Origin of the sequence: Mesorhizobium sp. M0923, from assembly GCF_040319365.1 — a bacterium.
In the GTDB taxonomy this organism is placed as follows: Bacteria; Pseudomonadota; Alphaproteobacteria; order Rhizobiales; family Rhizobiaceae; genus Mesorhizobium.
Window position 1 is genome coordinate 1 of the sequence record NZ_JAMYNW010000004.1, and the last position, 18326, is coordinate 18326.

14 protein-coding genes are annotated in these 18326 nt (G+C 63.0%); 8 read left to right on the forward strand and 6 right to left on the reverse strand.

What is annotated here, in order from left to right:
- Window positions 1-276: 276 nt before the first annotated feature.
- Both NKH89_RS08085 and NKH89_RS08090 read right to left on the reverse strand, forming a co-directional pair.
- Window positions 277-1593, reverse strand: coding sequence for an NAD(P)H-dependent oxidoreductase (locus NKH89_RS08085; RefSeq protein ID WP_352493823.1), 1317 nt, complete (start codon window positions 1591-1593; stop codon window positions 277-279).
- Window positions 1594-1692: 99 nt separating this feature from the next.
- Window positions 1693-5571 (reverse strand): caspase family protein, encoded by a 3879-nt coding sequence (locus NKH89_RS08090; RefSeq protein WP_352908574.1) that lies wholly within the window; start codon window positions 5569-5571, stop codon window positions 1693-1695.
- 189 nt (window positions 5572-5760) lie between these two features.
- Here NKH89_RS08090 and NKH89_RS08095 point away from each other — a divergent pair, with 189 nt between their 5' ends.
- The gene (locus NKH89_RS08095) at window positions 5761-6642 is read left to right on the forward strand and encodes a YihY/virulence factor BrkB family protein (protein WP_352493821.1); all 882 of its coding nucleotides are present in this window, start codon (window positions 5761-5763) and stop codon (window positions 6640-6642) included.
- 114 nt (window positions 6643-6756) lie between these two features.
- On the opposite strand, the gene NKH89_RS08100 is transcribed toward NKH89_RS08095, so the two are convergent.
- From NKH89_RS08100 to NKH89_RS08115, 4 genes are all read right to left on the reverse strand, one after another.
- Window positions 6757-7518 carry a glutamine amidotransferase gene (locus NKH89_RS08100; RefSeq protein ID WP_352908575.1) on the reverse strand — a complete coding sequence of 254 codons (762 nt, stop codon included), beginning with the start codon at window positions 7516-7518 and terminating at the stop codon, window positions 6757-6759.
- 87 nt (window positions 7519-7605) lie between these two features.
- Window positions 7606-8607 (reverse strand): rhamnose ABC transporter substrate-binding protein, encoded by a 1002-nt coding sequence (locus NKH89_RS08105; protein WP_352488291.1) that lies wholly within the window; start codon window positions 8605-8607, stop codon window positions 7606-7608.
- A 46-nt stretch (window positions 8608-8653) separates the two neighbouring features.
- Window positions 8654-9643 carry an ABC transporter permease gene (locus tag NKH89_RS08110; RefSeq protein ID WP_352908576.1) on the reverse strand — a complete coding sequence of 330 codons (990 nt, stop codon included), beginning with the start codon at window positions 9641-9643 and terminating at the stop codon, window positions 8654-8656.
- The gene (locus tag NKH89_RS08115) at window positions 9640-12198 is read right to left on the reverse strand and encodes an ATP-binding cassette domain-containing protein (protein WP_352493818.1); all 2559 of its coding nucleotides are present in this window, start codon (window positions 12196-12198) and stop codon (window positions 9640-9642) included. The genes NKH89_RS08110 and NKH89_RS08115 overlap by 4 nt, the downstream gene beginning before the upstream one ends.
- Window positions 12199-12392: 194 nt before the next feature.
- On the opposite strand from NKH89_RS08115, the gene NKH89_RS08120 reads away from it, so the two are divergent.
- The 7 genes from NKH89_RS08120 to NKH89_RS08150 all read left to right on the forward strand — a co-directional run bounded on the left by NKH89_RS08120 (window position 12393) and on the right by NKH89_RS08150 (window position 18223).
- Window positions 12393-13676, forward strand: coding sequence for an ROK family transcriptional regulator (locus tag NKH89_RS08120; protein WP_352592370.1), 1284 nt, complete (start codon window positions 12393-12395; stop codon window positions 13674-13676).
- Between the two features lie 194 nt (window positions 13677-13870).
- Window positions 13871-14071, forward strand: a complete 201-nt coding sequence (locus tag NKH89_RS08125) for a CsbD family protein (protein WP_023677416.1) — start codon at window positions 13871-13873, stop codon at window positions 14069-14071.
- Between the two features lie 506 nt (window positions 14072-14577).
- Window positions 14578-15120: a hypothetical protein gene (locus NKH89_RS08130; RefSeq protein ID WP_352908577.1), complete on the forward strand. Its 543-nt coding sequence runs from the start codon at window positions 14578-14580 to the stop codon at window positions 15118-15120.
- Window positions 15121-15398: 278 nt separating this feature from the next.
- Window positions 15399-15656, forward strand: coding sequence for a hypothetical protein (locus tag NKH89_RS08135; protein WP_352493815.1), 258 nt, complete (start codon window positions 15399-15401; stop codon window positions 15654-15656).
- 78 nt (window positions 15657-15734) lie between these two features.
- Window positions 15735-16328, forward strand: a complete 594-nt coding sequence (locus NKH89_RS08140) for an SOS response-associated peptidase (RefSeq protein WP_352493814.1) — start codon at window positions 15735-15737, stop codon at window positions 16326-16328.
- 73 nt (window positions 16329-16401) lie between these two features.
- Entirely contained in the window at window positions 16402-17283 is an 882-nt protein-coding gene (locus tag NKH89_RS08145; RefSeq protein ID WP_352493813.1) for a transglutaminase family protein, read from the forward strand.
- A gap of 88 nt (window positions 17284-17371) precedes the next feature.
- Complete coding sequence (locus tag NKH89_RS08150; RefSeq protein ID WP_352547875.1) at window positions 17372-18223, forward strand: transglutaminase-like domain-containing protein; 852 nt, start codon at window positions 17372-17374, stop codon at window positions 18221-18223.
- Window positions 18224-18326: the final 103 nt, after the last annotated feature.

Genomic DNA, 18326 nt, shown 5'->3' on the forward strand with positions numbered 1-18326 from the left:
GAGCTGGGGAAGTAACAGCTGTCGAGGCGTGGGTCGGCCGTGCGTTTCAGGGGCAATAGCAAACGCTCTGTAGCGATCCTTCGCGCCCCCCTCTGTCCTGCCGGACATCTCCCCCACAAGGGGGGAGATTGGCAGTTTGGGCGCTCCGCTCACGAACTGCGATGTTGGAGATTGGCGAAAGCCGGCGTGACGTCCGATCTCCCCCCATGTGGGGGAGATGTCCGGCAGGACAGAGAGGGGCGCTGTCCCGCCGACGTCAAAGTTTCTGCACCGCACCTAACCCGCCCCATACAGCATCTCGTCCTGCAGCCGGCGCAAGGCGAATAGCCTGGTCGTCGGGTCGGGCGCGGCATTGTCGGCGGTGAGCAATTCGCCTTTCCTCACCGGTTTCAGCACCTTGCCGCCTTCGAGCAGGCCGACGGGCACGGCGTGGTGGGCGCGAGCCTCCTCGACGGTCATGGTCCAGGAGCGGTAGCAGGTCTCGCCGATCGCGTCGAACGTCTCGCCTGCCGCCAGATCGCGCTTGGCCACGGCGCAGACCTCGGCCACCGGCCTCGGCAGCGGCACCATGTCGGGCTTGCCGTAAAGCGCGATACGGGCGGCCGTCAGCGGCACTTCCAGCGAGGTCAGATGGTAGGGCCTGAAGAAGCTGTAATAGGGGCCGTGGCCGATATGCAGATCGTCCATGCGCTCGATGATCCGCGGATGAGTCGCCTCGACGATGACGAAGACACCGGGCGCCACGCCCTTGCCGACGGTATAGTCGACAACGCCCTTCTTCGACAGGATGCCGCCCTGCTCGCGCGGGATCAGCACCTTGACCAACTCGTCACGGTCGGCCTTGGGGCCGTGCATGCCGGGAACGTCGGGTACCAGCCCAGTGGCGTTGGCGATGGCGCACATCTCGACCATGGTTTTCGAGCCGTCGACGAACTCGACCAGCATGCGCGGATTCATGTTGCGGCGCAGCGCTTCCTCCCGGTAGTCGTCGGGAACGGCGTCGTGGTTGAGAGGGTTGTTCTTGCCCTTGCCGGCGGAGACGATGGTGTAGCCGAGCGCCGAGGCGAACTCGATCAGCTCCATGCAGCTCGACGGTTCGTCGCCGGCACCGACCGAATAGACGACGCCGAGCCGGTCGGCCTGCTGCTTGAGGTAGCAGCCAATAGTGACGTCGGCCTCGACATTCATCATCACCAGATGCTTGCCGTGCTGCATCGCCATCAGGTCGAAATCGGCGGCGACGCCGGGCTTGCCGGTGGCATCGATGACAACATCGATGAGCGGATTGGTGACCAGCATCTCGTTCGAGGTGATTGCGATCTTGCCGCTCTCGATCGCTTGGCTGACCTTCGAAGCGCTGTCCGCTTCGGCTGCCATTGCCTCGTCGCCATAGGCGATGCGGATGGCGTCACGCGCTGTATGCGGCCGGCGGGTCGAAATCGCGCAAACCGAAATGCCCGGCATCAGCATGCCTTGTGTCACCAGGTCGGTGCCCATCTCGCCCGACCCGATGACACCGATGCGCACCGGGCGGCCTTCCGCCGCGCGCTTGGCAAGATCCCGGGCAAGCCCGGTCAAGGCGACATTGGTCATGCTGGAAACGTCCACTGCTTTTTTGATTTGAAGCGGGAATAGCAGGGAACGGCAACCCTTTGCCAATCGAAACCGGCCGCGGCCACCTTTTCCTGTGCGCTATTGCAATTCGGCCAGCAAGGCTTGTGCCTCGGCAAGGTTCTTTGCGGAGCCGGCGGCAAGGTCGTCCATCTTGCCATCCCGAAAGATGACGAGCGCATGCTGGCAGGCGGCTATCGCTTCCTCGGCCATTGCCTTCTGCTTGCGAGCAGCACCCAGATCGGTAAGCACGTCGCACAGGCTGTCCTCGGTGAAAGCGATGCCCGGCACCGAACCGATCTTCTTCTGCACGGCGATGGCCTCGCGCAGGATCGGCACCGCCTCCTCGAATTTGGCGACGTTGTTTCCGGCGCGGCCGGCGAGCGTCAGCTGATAGCCGATCTCGTTTTGCATGCTCGCCCAGCGCTCGGGGTCGCGGTCGCGGTCGACCTGGTCTGCCAATGCTCGGTAGACGGCGACCGCCTCGTGGAACAAAGCCGGCGAAGGCTCTTTCGCGCCGATCATGCCAAGCACATTGGCCAGGCTTGCCTGCGTGCTGGCCCAACGTTCGGGGGCGCGGTCGCGCGAGCGCACGCTCTGGATCGAACGATAGATGCCGGCCGAACGCTTCAGCAGGGCAACGTCGTCGCGCCAGTAGCCCAGCGTCGAAAGCGCGCTGGCCAGATTGGTCTGGTTGCGCAGCCATTCGTCGGCATCCCTGTCGCGGCTTATCACTGTCAGTGCCGCCTCATAGGCCTGGACAGACTTGGCCATGGCGTCCGGGTCGGAACTGGCGTTTGCCTGCATCATGCGGACATTGCCGAGGTCGCCTTCGACCGAAGCCCAGAGCGAGCGGTCGGGCAGCGTGGCATAGACGGCCAGTGCCTTTTCATGCGCGGCCGCCGCCTTCTGGTAGAGCGACGGGTCATTGGCGCTGCCGGCAAGGTAGTAATAGGCGCTGCCGAGTTCGTTCTGCAGCTGGGCGTGATCTTCCGGCACCGTGGCGAGGTCGTAGAAGGGCAGCGCCGCTTCAAGCGCCGTCGCCGACTGGTTGAACGCTTCGCCGTCCTGCGTGCGGTCGCCCAGAACCAGGAGCACATGGCCGAGACCCCATTGCGTTGCCGCCCAAGCGTCGGGGTCGCTGTCACGGCTCTGCATTTCGAGCGCCGCGCGATAGGCCACCGCCGAGCGCTGGAGCGCCTCGTCCGAACCGCCATCGGCCTTGCCGAGCATGGAAAGTGCTGCGCCCAGCCGGTACTGCGTCTTCGCCCAGTCCTTCGGGGCGCTCTCCTTGGTTCGCACGGTGAGCGCTGCATCATAGGCGGCGACCGCTTCTTCAAGGACCGCTTTGTCGCGAGCACGGTCGCCCCAGGTCGACAGCGAGTTGCCGAGACTGTGCTCTATTGAGGCGAATTCGAGCGGCGCGGCGGCGACGGTATAGACCTGCGAGGCCTCGCGATAGGCGGACGCCGACTTCCGGAGATAGTCGATGCCGGTGTCCCGATCGCCAAGCGTCGCATAGACCGAGCCCAGATTCTGGTTCAACGAAGCCCAGTCGAGCGGCAGCTTTTCGCGCGGATATTCAGAAAGTGCGGCCTCATAGGCAGCGACCGCCTTGAGCAGCGCGTCATTGCCGGCCTGCCTGGCGCCGAGACGCTGCAAGGCATTGCCAAGCGTCAACTGGCCGTTTGCCCAGCTGGCCGGCGCATGGTCGCGCGTCCACACCGTCAGTGCGGCCTCTGCCGCCTCCCGAGCACGCTGAAGCGTAGCAATGTCGCCATTGATCTGGCCGATCGATTCCAGCGCCGAACTCAAATTGTTCTGGATCGTCGCCCATTGCGCCGGCGCGCGCTCGCGCGTCATTTCCTCCGTCGCCGCCTGATAGGCGGCAACGGCCTGCTCAAGCGTCGGTACGTCTTGTTCACGCTCCCCGAGGCGGAACAAGGCCGCGCCGAGATTGACCTGGCTCAACGCCCAGTCGAGCGGCCCGCGCTCCCTGCGGTATTCGGTCAGCGCGGCGCGATGCGCTTCGATGGCGGCGCGAAAGCTGTCGCTGGTGGCTTGGCGCTCACCCAGTTCGGAGAGCACGATGCCGAGATTATTCTCAGTCGCCGCCCATTCGAGCGGCAGCTTTTTCGACACTTGCACCTCGAGCGCCGCGCGGAACGAGGCAACGGCATTGTCGAGCAACGTCGTGCCGTTCTCGCGCTGGCCGAGCCGCCAATAGACGGTGCCGAGATTGCCTAGCGTCGAGGCCCAGTCGTCCGGATTGGCGTCGCGCGTGTAGACGCTCAGCGCCTGATCGAAGGCGGCTGCCGCTTTGTCGAGGTCTTCGCGGCCGGCCTCGCGCTCGCCCAGCGTCGACAGTGTGGTGGCGAGATTGTTTTGCGTGGCCGCCCATTGCCGCGGGCTGTTTTCGCGCGACACATAGGTCAGCGCCTTTTCATAGGCAGCGACCGCCTGCACCAGAAAGGCGTTGTCGCCCGAGAAAGAACCATGCGCGGAGAGCGCCTGGGCCTCGGCTGCCTTGTAGAACCAGGCTTCATGGTCGTCCCATTTCTCGACCTGCTCATAGGCCTTGGCATAGTCCTGGGCTGCCGCCTGATAGCTGAAGGAGATTTCGTAGGTTTTGGCGCTGTCGCCGAAAACCTCGGCAAACTCGAAACGACGCGCCTTGAGGTCGGCTTCAGCCTGGTCGACGGTCTTCGACAGTTCGCCAACGCGGGCCTTGGCCTGTTCATGGATTTTCTGCGCTGCTTCCAGCGCGCCTTCCTGCACCGCTTGTTCGGCCAGTTTTGAAAGCCGGACGATTTCCGGATCCTGGCTCTTCAGCGTCGCCTGCTCGGCCAGTACCTGTTTCAGCCGCTCGGTCTGGCCGCGCAGCAATGTGTCGAGTTCGGCTGCATCCCTGGGTGTCTCGGTGCCCAGCGTCTTCAGCATGGCGTAGAGCGCGTCCATCGGTACGCCGCCGTCGCGGGCGATCGTCTCGATCTGGCGGCGTTGCGGGTCGGGCAGCGTCGAGATCGTCAGCAGCAGCCGGCGGCGCTCTGTGAGGATCTCGCCCTCCTCGCCTTTCGGCACCTCGGCGGGCGTGCCGAAATAGAGCAGCCGGCGCAGGCTCTCATTGACCCAGGGCCGCTGCCGGCCGCCGGTCTTGAGATAGACCTCCTCGCCGACCATGCGCAGCACAGTGCCGAATTCCTCGCCGCCCATCGTGTCGATGTGACGCAATATGGCTGCCGCGTAGGGGCTGTTGCCGTCGGCGGGACCGTCGAGCGCCACCTTGCCGGGCTCGGCGGCAAAGCCGATGACTTGGCCCAAGCTGTCGTTGCCAGAACCGCTGTCGTCGGCCGAACCCTTGGCCGGCGCGCTGTCGTTCAGCGCCACGACGCTGCGCGTTTCGCCGAGGCCGCCGGCGCCGATCGGCTTGCCCGCTTCACCCGGCTTGAGTTTCAAAAGCGTGCCCGGCGGAAACGGGTCGTTGCGGCAGGCATCGAGCAGCACGATGGTGACCGGCACCTTGGCCTTCAGTTCGGCCACGATCGACGACAGCGGGACCAGCTTCTCGCCGGCATCCTCGAGCGCCGCAATGTCGGCATCGACGGGCACCAGGAAATTCTCGCCACCGGCTTCGATGCCGTGGCCGGAATAGTAGATAATGGCGACGTCGGCACCCTCGGCATCGTCGACGAAGCCTTCGAGGTCGCGCCGCAATTTGCGTGCGTCGCGATTGGTCGCGACATCGGTTTCGAAGCCGAGCCTGTCGAACATCTCCTCGATGGCGCGGGCGTCGTTTTCCGCATTGGGCAGCTTGCCGACATGCTCATAGTCGGACTGCCCGATGACGAGCGCGACGCCTTTTAGCGCCTTCGGCTCCTCGCCCCGAGCAGGAACCAGCGCGCACAAAAGCAGCGCGGCAAACGCCACGCCTATGCGCCCTGTTGCACCTGGAAACAACATCGCCCACCCCAACCCAGCGTGCAATCTTCCACAGCGCCATGGCATCATGATGGCCGGCGCTTGGCAAGTGTTCGGGCAAGAGGTGTTCTTGTCGTGGCCTGTCGTGCCGCTCCGTTGCGATCTTCGCGCCCCTCCCTCGCCCAGCGCTGCGCCGCCGCTACTTGTTTGTTGACAGCATGCGAGGCCCACATGTGGAATTTGGCAGCAGAGAGCTGGAGGCTCCTCAAGCAGAGCGTCCTCGGCTTCATCGATGACAATGCGCTGAGCCATGGGGCGGCGATAGCTTTTTATGCCACGACCTCGCTTGCGCCGATCCTGCTGATCGTCGTCGCTATCGCCGGCATGGCCTTCGGGCACGAGGCGGCACAACTCGCCCTTTCGGCACAGATCGCCGGCCTGATGGGACCGCAAAGTGCCGAGCTGCTGCAGGCGACGATCGAAAACGCTTCGCAGAAGGAAGCGGGAACCCTTGCCAGCATTCTGGGGCTGGTCACGCTGTTCGTCGCCGCATCCGGCGTGTTCGGCGAAATGCAGCTGGCGCTGAACGAAATCTGGAAAGTCAAACCGAGGGCAGCAACGATCTCACGGCTGGTGCGGGCACGCATTGCAAGCCTGGGCCTGGTCGCCGCTCTCGGTTTCCTGCTCCTGGTGTCCTTGGTTGTAAGCGCCGCGATTTCGGCGCTCGGAGACGTCATCAACGCCTATCTGCCGTTCGGCACCATCATCCTGAGCGCGGTCAACGGGATTGTCTCGTTTGCCCTGATCGCGCTGCTGTTTGCCGCGATCTACAAGGTGCTGCCCGACCGCAGTCTGCAATGGCGCGATGTCGGCCTTGGCGCCGTCGTCACCGGGTTTCTGTTCACCATCGGCAAGTCGCTGATTGGCTGGTATATCGGAACCAGCGCTTTCGCATCGTCGTACGGCGCGGCCGGCGCCCTGCTCGTCGTGCTGTTGTGGGTCTACTATTCGGCCGAGATATTTCTGCTGGGCGCCGAATTCACGCGAGCCTATTCGGTTCGGCACGGCAGCCGGTCCGATTTGAAGAACAAGGTGGAATCGCATGACAAATGAGTTCACGCCGAAATTCGACTTGGCCGGCAAGGTGGTGCCTGTCACCGGCGCCTCGCGCGGCATCGGCCGCGCCGGCAGGCGAACTGCATCGGTCAAACCTGGTGTCCAGCTTTCTCATTCATTGCCGGCGAGCCAACGGACCATGTTCGCCATCAGTTTTCCGTAGAACGGCCATCCGAGGAAATTCTGCGAGCGCCAATGCGGGCCGATATCTGTTGCCCAGGCAATCGTGCGGCCGCGGCCATGGCTACCGACGGCAAGGAGCGGCCAGTCGGTGCCGCGGTGGTGGCAGGTCGCCAGAAGCCGGGACGAACCGTCGTGCCTGAATTCCAGCTTGTTCATGCCGAGGATCGGCGGCAACGGCCCCTCCACCCCGGAAAAAATCGGGTGGGATGACTGCAGGATGGAGGTCTGCAGGCCTTGCGGGACCTCCATGCCGTCGCTGTAGGGGAGGCAACGGACCGGCAGCACGTCCTCGACCGGGGTGTCGTGGAAACGCGCCGTCCCGAACATGCCCTGAAAACCCATATAGCCGCCGGCCAGCATCAGCCCGCCGCCACGTTCGACATAGGCCTTGAGCAGATCGAGGCGGTTGACGCCGACACGCCCGGCGCGGGCATCCGGCGTCACCAGCAATGTCAGGGCGCCGACGTCGGAGATCACCACCGCCCGATATTGGGCGAGCGCATCGAGGTCATAGGGAAACTCCGCGCCGCAACGCTCGCCGCCGATCTGCGTGACCGCGATGCGCTCATCGGCCAGCGCGGCATTGAAGGCCGTCGCGCCATTTGTCGAGGTCGCACTTGTAAGCACATCGCTACCGACGGCGACCGACGTCGTCGCCGCAAAGGTTTCGCCTGCAAGCAATATCTTCATTGCCGCCCCCGCACTGTTTTGATTCGAGAGGTTCAGGAAGGGCGCCGGATGGACCGGCGCCCCCGCCAGAGTTCGAGCTCTTAAGGATCAGAACTTGAACTCGGCCAGATTTTCAGGGGTCACGATCTTGGCCGGACCAAGGATCAGTTCGCCGCCGGCGCCAATCGTGTATTCGCCGAGCCTGCCTGCCGTGAACTTCTCACCCTCCTTTCCGGTGATCTTGCACTGCGCAAGCGCCTGGGCCGTCTGGTAGGTAAGATAGCCAAGATCGGTGACGTTCCACCAGATATCCTGGGCCGCCCCGTCCTTGATGTATTTCGAGATCAGAGTAGCCGGCGCGAGGCCGGTCAGCTTGACCTTGCCGATCATGCCCGCCTCCTCGAGCGCACGCGCGGCCGCCGGAAGGCCGATGCCTGCCGGGACGATGATCACCTTGAGATCGGGAAACGCCTGGACCAGCGCCAGCGCCTGCTGCTGGTTGATTTGTTCACTTTCTTCGCCATAGGCCACCTGCACCAGCTTCATTTTGGAGAACTTCGGCTCGGCGGCCATCTTCGCCTTCATGAAGTCGATCCAGGCGTTCTGGTTGGTCGCCGTCGGCGTCGACGACAGGATCGCGAATTCGCCTTCACCGCCGCTGAGGGCGAATGCACTTTCCAGCATCATTTCTGCGAGGCTGTCGCCCTTGACCTGATTGACAAATGCCGCGCGAGCATCGGCGGCCACATCGGAGTCATAGGAAATCACCCTGACGCCCTGCTGAACGGCGCGCTTCAGCGCCGGCGCGACGGCATTGGCGTCGTTGCCGGCAATTGCGATGACCCCGACCTTCTGCGACACGAGGCTGTTGATGAATTCGATTTGCGCCTCGGCGGTCGCCTGCGATGGGGCGACCTGGGTAGCGGTGCCGCCAATTTCCTTGGCTGCCTCTTGTGCACCTCCAAAAGCCACTTTGAAGTAGGGGTCTGTGTCGAGCTTGGGCAGGAAACCGACCGTTACGGGTTCCTTGGCGCATTCCTGGCTGAAGGCCAGCGAGGTTGGCGCGAGCAGAACCGCGGATGCGAGCAGGGCTAATCTAAACGCTTTCATTATGACTCCTCCGTCAAAATTCGGGCTTAAAGGAAGGGGCCCGAGATCACCCCTTTGTCTCGCGCATTGCGCGGGATCTGCTGAGCAGCTCCTGTGTGGAGCGCCAGTAATTGCCGACCAGCAGCGAGCCGATCAGAAGCAGGCCAATGATCATGCCCTGCGCGTCGCCGCCGATCTGGTTCAGCGCCAGCACGTTACGGATGATGGCGATCAGGACCAACGCCAGCATGACGCCGGTCAGGCGGCCCTTGCCGCCAAAGACGCTGACGCCGCCGAGCAGCACGATGGTGATGACGTCGAGCTCCATGCCGAGCGCATTGTTGGCGCGGGCATTGGAAAGGCGCGCGGTATAGACGATGCCGGCTATCGCCGCGACGACGCCCGAGACGACGAACAGGTTCAGCACCACCCGGCGCGCGTTTATGCCGGAATAGCGCGCCACCTCGGGGCTGCCGCCGAGCGCGTAGATGCGCTTGCCGGTCGGCGTCTTCTGCAGCACGACCGCAAACACCGGCGCCAGCGCCAGGAAGGGGACGATGGTCCACGGTATCTCGGTGCCCGGCAGATTGTTGATGCCGAAATCCACGACCGCGGGCGGCAGGATGTTGACCGAACCGGTGCCGAGCAGGATGTAGCCAATACCTCGATAGAGCGCCATCGTGCCGAGCGTCACCACCAGCGACTGCAGTCCAAGGCCCGAGACCAGGTAGCCGTTGAAAGCGCCGAGCAGGCCGCCGGCGACGAGCGTCAGCGGGATTGCGGCAAGCGTTGGCACGCCGGCCTGTACCAGCAAGCCAAAGACGACGGACGTCAGCGCCAGCACCGAGGCGATCGACAGGTCGATTTCGCGGGTGATGATGAGCAGCGTCATCGGCAGGATCAGCAGCGCCTTTTCCGAGGCGCTGGCGGCCAGTTGCGAGAGATTGAAGCCGGAGACGAAATTCGGCACGACGATCGCCGCGTAGAGGAAGATGGCCACGCAGGAGGTCGCCAGCAGCAGATCCCAGAAGTCGATCGAACGGAGGAACTTTCTCACCGCGCCCTCGCCTGTCTTGCCTGCTCGGCACGCCGCACGATGAAGGTGTCGATGCCGATGGCGACCAGGATCACCAGGCCGTAGACGCCCTGCAGCCACAGCGGGTCGACGCGCACCAGCGTCAGCCCGTTCTTGATGACGAGCAGCGTGAGCGCGCCGAGGATGATGCCGAGCAGCGTGCCCGAACCACCGCGGATGGCGACGCCGCCGACCACCGCCGACGCGATCACGGTGAGTTCGAAACCGAGCGCGACGCGGGCATCGATGGTCGCATAGCGGGATGCCCACAGCGCACCGCACAGGCCGCCGAGCAGGCCGGCCATGCCAAAGGCCAGCAGAATCCGCCGGTCGACGGGGATGCCGATAAGACGTGCGCCGTCGGGATTGGAGCCGGCGGCAAACAGTTCGCGTCCGATGGCGGTGCGATAGAGCAGCACATAACCCAGGCACAGGATGACGATCGCGATAATGACGATCAGCGGCACGCCGGCGATCTTCAGGCCGGTCATGTCGAGCCAGGCTTGCGTGACTTCGTCGGCGCTGATCTGGTCGCCGGCTGCCCAGATCGAGTTGAAGCCGCGGAAGATCGACATCGAGGCCAGCGTGACGACGATCGCCGGGATCTTTCCCCTCGTAACGACAAGGCCGTTGATCAGGCCAGCGACACCACCGACCGCGCATGCGGTCATCAGGCCGATGCCGATGTCGAGCCCTGGATAGGCCTGGACCATGCTCGCCGCCATGTAAGCCGACAAGCCGATCACCGCGGCGATCGAAAGGTCGATGTTGCGGGTGATCAGCACCAGCATCTGAGCGAGTGCTGCAACTACCAGCAGGGCTGCATCCATCGACACGGCGGTCAGGTTTGCCGCACTCACCATGCGCGGATTGATAATGGTGACCGGGATGGCGACCGCCAGCATCGCGGCGAGCAGGCCGAACTCCCGCCGCTTCAGTATGTCGAGCGGTCCTTTTCTTTTCTCTTCGCTGGCGGCCTGCGCTGCCGGGTCGGCGCGTTTGTCGGCCTTCGTCGCGGCTTCCAGCACCTTTTCCTGGGTGGCTTCGCCCCTGGCAAATTCGGCCGTCCGATGGCCTTCGCGCAGGACGATGATGCGGTCGCACATGCCGATGAGCTCGGGCATTTCCGAGGAGATCAGGATGATAGCCATGCCCTGTGCGGCAAGGTCGGCGATCATCGCATGCACTTCCGCCTTGGTGCCGACATCGATGCCTTGCGTCGGCTCGTCGAGGATGAGGACGCGCGGCTCGGTGCGCAGCCATTTGGCCAACACCACCTTCTGCTGGTTGCCGCCGGACAGTTCCTTTACCGGCTGCCCGTAGCCGGAAAAGCGAAGCTTCATCCGCTTCAGCCAGTCCGAAACCAGATCGATCGCGCGGTCCGTGCCGTAGAAGCCGGAGCGAGCTGCCTTGTCGAGCACGGGCAGCACCGCGTTGTCGAGGATCGAAAAGTCCATCACCAGGCTCTGGCCCATGCGATCTTCCGAGACATAGGCGATGCGCGCATCCATGGCGTCGCGTGCCGATGCAAAGTGCGCGGCCTCGCCGTCGATCAGGATTTCGCCGGCATCCGGCTGGTCGATGCCGAACAGCACGCGCGCGATCTCGGTCCGCCCGCTGCCGACCAGGCCGCCGAGCCCGAGCACCTCTCCGGCGTGGAGCTTGAGGTCGATGTTGGAAAAGCCGCCGGCATGCGAAAGCCCCCTCGCCTCCAGCACCAGCGCGCCGGTGGCGTGGTTTCGTTCCGGATAGAGGTCGGTCACTTCGCGGCCGACCATCATGCCGATGGCGGCGGCGCGACCAAGCTCGGCCTTCGGCTTGATGCCAATGAGGCGGCCGTCGCGCAGCACCGCGATGCGGTCGGCGATGCGGAAGATCTCGTCCATGCGATGGCCGACGAACATCATCGCCACGCCATGCAGCCGCAGGTCGGCGACGACGGTGAACAGCCGCTCGACCTCGCGCTGCGACAGGGCGGCCGTCGGCTCGTCCATGATCAGCACCCGCGCGTCGAGCGACAGGGCGCGGGCGATCTCGACCAGTTGCTGTTCGGAGGTGCGCAACGTTCCGAGCCGGGTTTCGGCCGGCACGTCGAGGCCGACTGTCGCCAGCACCTTGCGCGCGCCGGCAAGCACGGCAGCGTTGTCGATGCCGCCGAAGCGATCGCGCGGCATATGGCCGAGATAGATGTTTTCCGCCACCGAAAGATCCGGGAAAAGACCAGGATGCTGGTGCATGACCGAGATGCCGGCAGCCTGGGCATCGTGCGGCGAATGGAAGACCACAGGCTTGCCGTCGACTTCGATATGGCCGCCGGTAGAGAGGTACACGCCGGCCAGCAGCTTCACGCAAGTGCTCTTGCCGGCGCCGTTTTCGCCAAGCAGAGCCAGCACCTCGCCTGGGCGCAATTCGAAGGACGCGTCCTTGAGGGCAATGGTGCCGCCGAAGGCCTTTGTCGCCTGAACCAGGGCAACGGGGACCGCCACGTCGCTCTTCACCATGGCATCGGCTTCGCCTAATGCGCCCAAGTGCAGCACCCTTCCTCCCTGGTCCTGTTTCTTCAATTTGCTATATTAAATGGGCCGGCGCCGCAACTGGAAAATTGACTTCCGTGGCCCCGAAGGGCACTGTCGCTTCGCGCACGGGTGCAGCTGGAGCGCTCGACTGCGGCAACTTCAAAGCTGCAGGCGACTAGAGCAGTTCCGCGGCAATGAAATGGGGAGGCGCCGGTTTGTCCGGAAAAGGCAGCAATTCGGTCAAGGTTCGGCATTATAACGAGCGCTTCGTGCTCGATGCCATCCGCCGCCTGAAGGAGGCATCCAAGTCCGATCTGGCGCGCGCCGCAAATCTGACGCCGGCCGCGGTCGCCACCATTGTCGACGGGCTGGAATCGTCGGGATTCGTAAAGCAAGTGGGAAAAAGGTTCGGACAACGGGGGTCGCCGTCCACTCTCTACCGACTTGCACCGGAGCGCATCTACAGCGTCGGCATCAAGATCGGCCGGCGCGCGCTGGAAGCCGTGCTCGTCGACTTCGCCGGCGAGGTCCGCTCGCGCGAGTCGCACGAATATCGCTTTCCGGACCCCGATCTGGTGCTCAAGGCCGGCAACATGTCGCTGGCCACTTTCGACAAGCTGGTCGAGGGGCTTGGCGATGCCAGCATCGTCGGCGTCGGCATCGCTTCGCCATATTTCCTCGGCGGCTGGAGCGAGGAACTCGGCTTTCCCGACGACCTCGGTAGCCGCTGGGAAGCAATCGATCTGACGACATTCTTCGCCACAAAACCGAAGACCCCGGTCTTCGTGGAAAACGACGCGTCATCGGCCGCACTCGCCGAGCTCATCCAGGGGACCGGCGCACGGTTCCGCGACTTCATGCATATCTCGATCGACACCTTTGTCGGCGGCGGACTGGTGCAAGGCGGCAAGGTCCACACCGGGCCGCACGGCAACAGCGCCGCGCTCGGTCCTTTGCCGGTCTCGCCTTCAAGCCTCGATTCGGTGGCGGCCAAGCCGGCGCGCTACCAGAGCCTGCTGCATCGCGCTTCGATCTATGTTCTGGTCAATCATCTCAAATCGCGCGGCGTCGAGATCAATCGTGCGCGCGAACTCGATCCCTTGCCGCCGGGGGCGCGCGAGCCGCTGTCGGAATGGATCGACGATTGTGCCAATGCGCTGGTCGAGGCGATCATCGCCATCACCTCCGTGATCGACATCGAGGCGATCGTCCTCGACAGCATCCTGCCGCGGCCGATCCATCTCGAGCTGCTGGCGAAGGTGCAGACCCAGTTCAACAGGATCAGCGCCATCGGCATCGTGGCGCCGGAAATCGTGTCGGGACAATTCGGCCCCGAGGCTTCGCCGATCGGCGCGGCGATGCTGCCGTTCTCGGCACTGTTGGCGCCCGACAGCGGCGTGCTGATGATCGGCAAGGACAGAACAATGCTGCTGGGCAGCCTTTCGAGGCTTGCCAGCCAAGGCCAACCAGCAAGAAGCTCAGCGCCTTCAACGGGATAAGATGGTGCTGCGAACGAGCATCAAGCTCTGGACATCATCAACATCAGCTCACAGTCCGGCACTGACACGGCGGGCTTTTTGCGCCGGCACCGGAACTTTTAGCGGCTGCTGATCTTCATTCGTTACCGACATCGAAATGCTCGATCGGTCCGCGCTCCGCTTTAGTGCGGGCCCCAGGAAGCAAGGAGGAACACATGAACTGGGATCAAATCAAGGGAAAATGGACGCAGTTCAAAGGCAAGGCGAAAGAGCAGTGGGGTGACCTCACCGACGATGATCTTGATCGCATCGAAGGCAACCGAGACCAGCTCTTGGGACGTATCCAGGAGCGATATGGCATCGCCAAGGAAGAGGCAGAGCGCCAGGTAGATGACTGGTCCAGAAGCATCAGCTGAGTCTTGGACGCAACGCCGTCTGCTGCCCCACCACCGGGGTGAACTCTGCGTCGCCCGCCGTGCCGACTGGTGCGGCGGGCCCTTTCGACAGCGAGGCCCGGGAGGAACCTTTAGCCGTATCTAATGTTCTACTTGCGTGGCGGGCTTCACCCCGACGTGCGCCTAGCCCGGAGGCGAAGGAGTGCAATCATGAACAACATTATCTGGCTGGTCGGCGCCATCGTGATCGTAATCGCTATTTTGAGCTTTTTGGGTCTGCGATAGCACATCTGAGCCCTCTCTTCGAGCCGGCGGCCCGGTCGGCATGGCCTCAGCACACCCAAGCTGGTCAGACTTAGGTCCCAAGCAAGACGCTCCAGGAATGGACCGAAGCCCCGGCTGAGGAACGTAGCCGGCTGGCTCACGTTGTAGTGAGCTTTGGCGCGACCAAGATGCGTCTGGGCGGAAGAGTTCAAGCCAGAGAGGAGAAGCCCGACGTTCCGAACGAGCGTCGGGTTTGGGCGCAAATGCAAACGATCAGCCGACTGTTCGATTCCCATGCCCAGGCAGCACGTGCTGTTGCCAGGCTTCAGGCCGGCGGGATTCGTCGCCGGCAGATCAGCGTGGTCGGATCTTACAATGACAACGATGAACCGATCAGCGTTGCTGGATATTACGACGATGAGATGAGCGGTCTCTGGCGGGGTGCGGGCGGAGGGGCCGCACTTGGCGCGACGGCTGGTCTGCTGGCCGGTTTTAGCGCTTTTGGAGCTCAGGGCATTGATCCCGCGGGGATGACCGGCATGGCTCTGGTCGGTGCGGCGTGGGGCGGCTTTGGCGGCGGGCTTCTCGGAACCTTCGCCAATTTTGCCCAGAAGCCGGGCAAGCCGAAGATCGCAGAGGGTGTCGTTCTGGTGATGGCCCGCGTCGATGAAAAGCAGGCCGGCGCCGCGCAGGCAGTGCTTCGGAGTTCCGTGGAGATGCCGCGGCGCATCTGCCGTTCCGGACAGATGAAGACGAGCGCTTACACAAATTCAAGCCGGCTCCGCGTCCAATCTGGTGCCCGATGAAGTTTGTTTCGCGAAACGGGAATTCAAACCGGAGGCGCCCGACGAAAGTTTGGCAAACCAACACCTTGGAGGCATGCGGGCTGCTTGCCGTCGTGCTGTCCCTTATCCTTACGGTTCTATTGGCAGGTCTCATCCTTGGCTGAAGCCGTGCCCTTGCCGCCGGCGACACGGTGCCAAGCTCGGGCAATCGGCAACTGGCGAAAGGTGTGGCCAGTTCGAAGGATTAAACCATTCGTGCTAAGCGTTCACAGCTTGTCGCCATAGGAGAGGACGCCGAGATGGACAAACGGGCTGAAGGAGACGCGGAGAGATTGGCTCGAGGCGAGTTCGAGCTCAAAGCCGAACGATATGGCGTGAACGCCTTTCTTCTCGTTGTCGAACTTATAAATCTGCTGGAAAAGCGCGGAACAATCAGCAGCGACGACGTCGCGACAATAGCCGAGGCCGCCGCACTTGCCGTTGCCGCATCCAGCGAACCCGACATGAACAGCATCAATCTGTTGCAGGCCATCGCCGCCGCACGCCGGCCCAAATAGGGCAAGTCCGGCAGCAATCGGCGCGAACCGAAAACGCTATATTGAAACTGATCTCGATCGAGCGTCCGGAGCCATTTAATGTGCAATGACTACGAGCAGCACATCGCCTGGGCCGAGTACTGCCGGATGATGGCTTTGCTGGCGCTCAATATTCCCAGCCATCAAACCGAACTGGATCTGCCGCAGGCGGATGACATCCACATCAACGACCCCGCGCCTGTAATGCGGGCTGCCGGCAACACAATCGAACTGGCGTCGATGACGTTCGGCTTTCCTCCGGCCGGACCAAAAGGCGGACCTGTATTCAACTTTCGCTCGGAGGGTCGACAATTCGGCAACAGCAAACGCTGCCTCGTCCCGGCGTCGGCATTCTTCGAATTCACGGGAACGAAATATCCGAAAGCCAAGCACAAGTTCACGCTGAATGGCCATTCGTTCATGGCGATTGCCGGGCTTTGGCGCGAGGGTGTCGGCAACAAGCCGCCGACGTTCACGATGCTGACGACCGATCCGGGGCCGGACGTGGCGCCATATCACAATCGGCAAGTGGTTGTGCTCCCGCCATCGGACTGGGCGGCATGGATCCATCTGACGAAGTCCGAGGCTGAACTCATGCGGCCGCTGCCGGAAGGGTCGATCAGAGCGGAAACAGTTCGCGCAGGTTCCGAGTAGGAACCATCGAATGAGCGTGGAAAAGATTATATGATTGCGCCAACATCGCAGGTAAACTTGTCGACCAAAACTGATGCCGATCTTCTCAGTCCAGCATACGACGGTCTATCGCTATAGCCGGCCGGTGAGGTTCGGCGAGCATCGGCTGATGTTCAGACCGCGCGACAGCTTCGATCAAAGACTCCTGGACCACGCCTTGTCTGTCGATCCCGAGCCGAAAGAGGTTCGCTGGATCCATGACGTTTTCGGAAACTGCGTGGCGGTGATCGATTTCGAGAACCCCGCGAAAGAACTGCGCTTTGCGACAGACATTCGGCTGGACCACACGCCGCAGCATGCGCCCGATTTCCGTATCGACGAAGCTGCGCTTCACTATCCGTTTTCCTACGATCCCGACGAAGCCGCAGATCTCTCCCAGACGATGGAACGTCAATACGAGGATGACAGTGACGAGGTTGGCAAGTGGGCACGACAGTTCCTCAGTGCCGCAGGGCACACCGGGACCGGCAATCTGTTGATGACGCTTTGCTATGCCATCCACGAGAGCTTTGTGTATTCCCGTCGAAGCGAGCCAGGGACGCAGCCGCCGCTGATGACGTTGCACCTGCGTCGCGGCACATGCCGGGACTTTGCGCTGTTCATGATGGAGGCGGTTCGTTCGCTCGGCTTTGCCGCCCGTTTTGTGACTGGTTACGTCTATGTGCCGAGCCGCGACAGCGCGACGGTTCTTGGCGGCGGGTCGACGCATGCCTGGTGCCAGGTCTACCTGCCGGGTGCCGGCTGGGTCGAGTTCGACCCCACCAATGGCATTGTCGGCAATCGGGATTTGATCAGGGTGGCCGTGGCCCGGCATCCTCGTCAAGCCATTCCGCTTTCCGGGAGTTATTCGGGAAGCGCGTCGAGCTTTCTTGCAATGACCGTCGAGGTGAATGTGGCGAAGGAGATCGGTGCGTAGGAAAATTAGCATCCGCTGATGTTTTCCCGGAACTGTTTGGCCGACGCGGAGTTTGCCCGGTTGCTGAATGACAACAATCGGAGCGTCGATGCGGATCCGCGCAGGTTACACCCTTACCTACGAATGTCCGCAGCCAACGCCGATGCTGTTGGCGCTCGAAATCCATCCATCGCGCCGGGTCGATCTGTTGACGGAACAGGTCATCGATTTCGATCGTCCCGTCGAAGCACGCGGCTACGTCGACGGTTTCGGCAACGCCTGCACGAGGATCGAGGCGCCCTCGGGCCTGACGACGATCTCAACCACCTTCGATATCTACGATAGCGGCGAGCCCGATGCGGTCGCCGAGCAGGCTGTGCAGCACAAGATCAAGGACCTGCCGGACGAAGTGCTCGTCTTTCTTCTCGGCAGCCGCTACTGCGATACCGATCGTCTTGGAGATTTTGCCTGGGCGAAATTCGGCAATACCGCGCCTGGATGCGCGCGTGTCCAGGCGATCTGCGATTTCGTTCACAATCACATCGTCTTCGACTACCAGAAAGCCGACCCGCTGCGGACGGCTCACGACAGCTTCACCGACCAGGCCGGCGTTTGTCGGGACTTTACCCATTTGGCGATCGCGCTATGCCGTTGCATGAATATTCCCGCGCGGTACTGCACCGGCTATCTCGGTGACATCGGGGTACCGCCGGCGCCGTATCCGATGGATTTCAGCGCCTGGTTCCAGGCCTATCTCGCCGGCACCTGGTTCACATTCGATCCTCGCCACAACCGCCCGCGCATCGGGCGGATATTGATGGCAACCGGGCGCGACGCGACCGACGTCGCCATCTCAACCAGTTTCGGTTTTTCGCGGCTTACCCGCTTCGAAGTCGTGACGGAGGAGGTCCAGGCCGAACCTTCCCTGGCGTCTGTCGAAAATTCCGCGTTCTCACCTTGAGCTGCAAGGTTCGTAGAGGTGGGTCGACGATGTCCCGAGGCCCCTCTGACCTCGAGGTCAGGGCCGCGCTGCATTCAGGGCGACGCTGGCGCCATGCGAATGC

Coding starts and splice junctions, on each gene's coding strand:
- NKH89_RS08130 (WP_352908577.1), top strand. CDS start 14,578: ATGCAAACGATCAGCCGACTGTTCGATTCCCATGCCCAGGCAGCACGT.
- NKH89_RS08125 (WP_023677416.1), top strand. CDS start 13,871: ATGAACTGGGATCAAATCAAGGGAAAATGGACGCAGTTCAAAGGCAAG.
- NKH89_RS08105 (WP_352488291.1), bottom strand. CDS start 8,607: ATGAAAGCGTTTAGATTAGCCCTGCTCGCATCCGCGGTTCTGCTCGCG.
- NKH89_RS08135 (WP_352493815.1), top strand. CDS start 15,399: ATGGACAAACGGGCTGAAGGAGACGCGGAGAGATTGGCTCGAGGCGAG.
- NKH89_RS08085 (WP_352493823.1), bottom strand. CDS start 1,593: ATGACCAATGTCGCCTTGACCGGGCTTGCCCGGGATCTTGCCAAGCGC.
- NKH89_RS08150 (WP_352547875.1), top strand. CDS start 17,372: ATGCGGATCCGCGCAGGTTACACCCTTACCTACGAATGTCCGCAGCCA.
- NKH89_RS08145 (WP_352493813.1), top strand. CDS start 16,402: ATGCCGATCTTCTCAGTCCAGCATACGACGGTCTATCGCTATAGCCGG.
- NKH89_RS08090 (WP_352908574.1), bottom strand. CDS start 5,571: ATGTTGTTTCCAGGTGCAACAGGGCGCATAGGCGTGGCGTTTGCCGCG.
- NKH89_RS08140 (WP_352493814.1), top strand. CDS start 15,735: ATGTGCAATGACTACGAGCAGCACATCGCCTGGGCCGAGTACTGCCGG.
- NKH89_RS08100 (WP_352908575.1), bottom strand. CDS start 7,518: ATGAAGATATTGCTTGCAGGCGAAACCTTTGCGGCGACGACGTCGGTC.
- NKH89_RS08095 (WP_352493821.1), top strand. CDS start 5,761: ATGTGGAATTTGGCAGCAGAGAGCTGGAGGCTCCTCAAGCAGAGCGTC.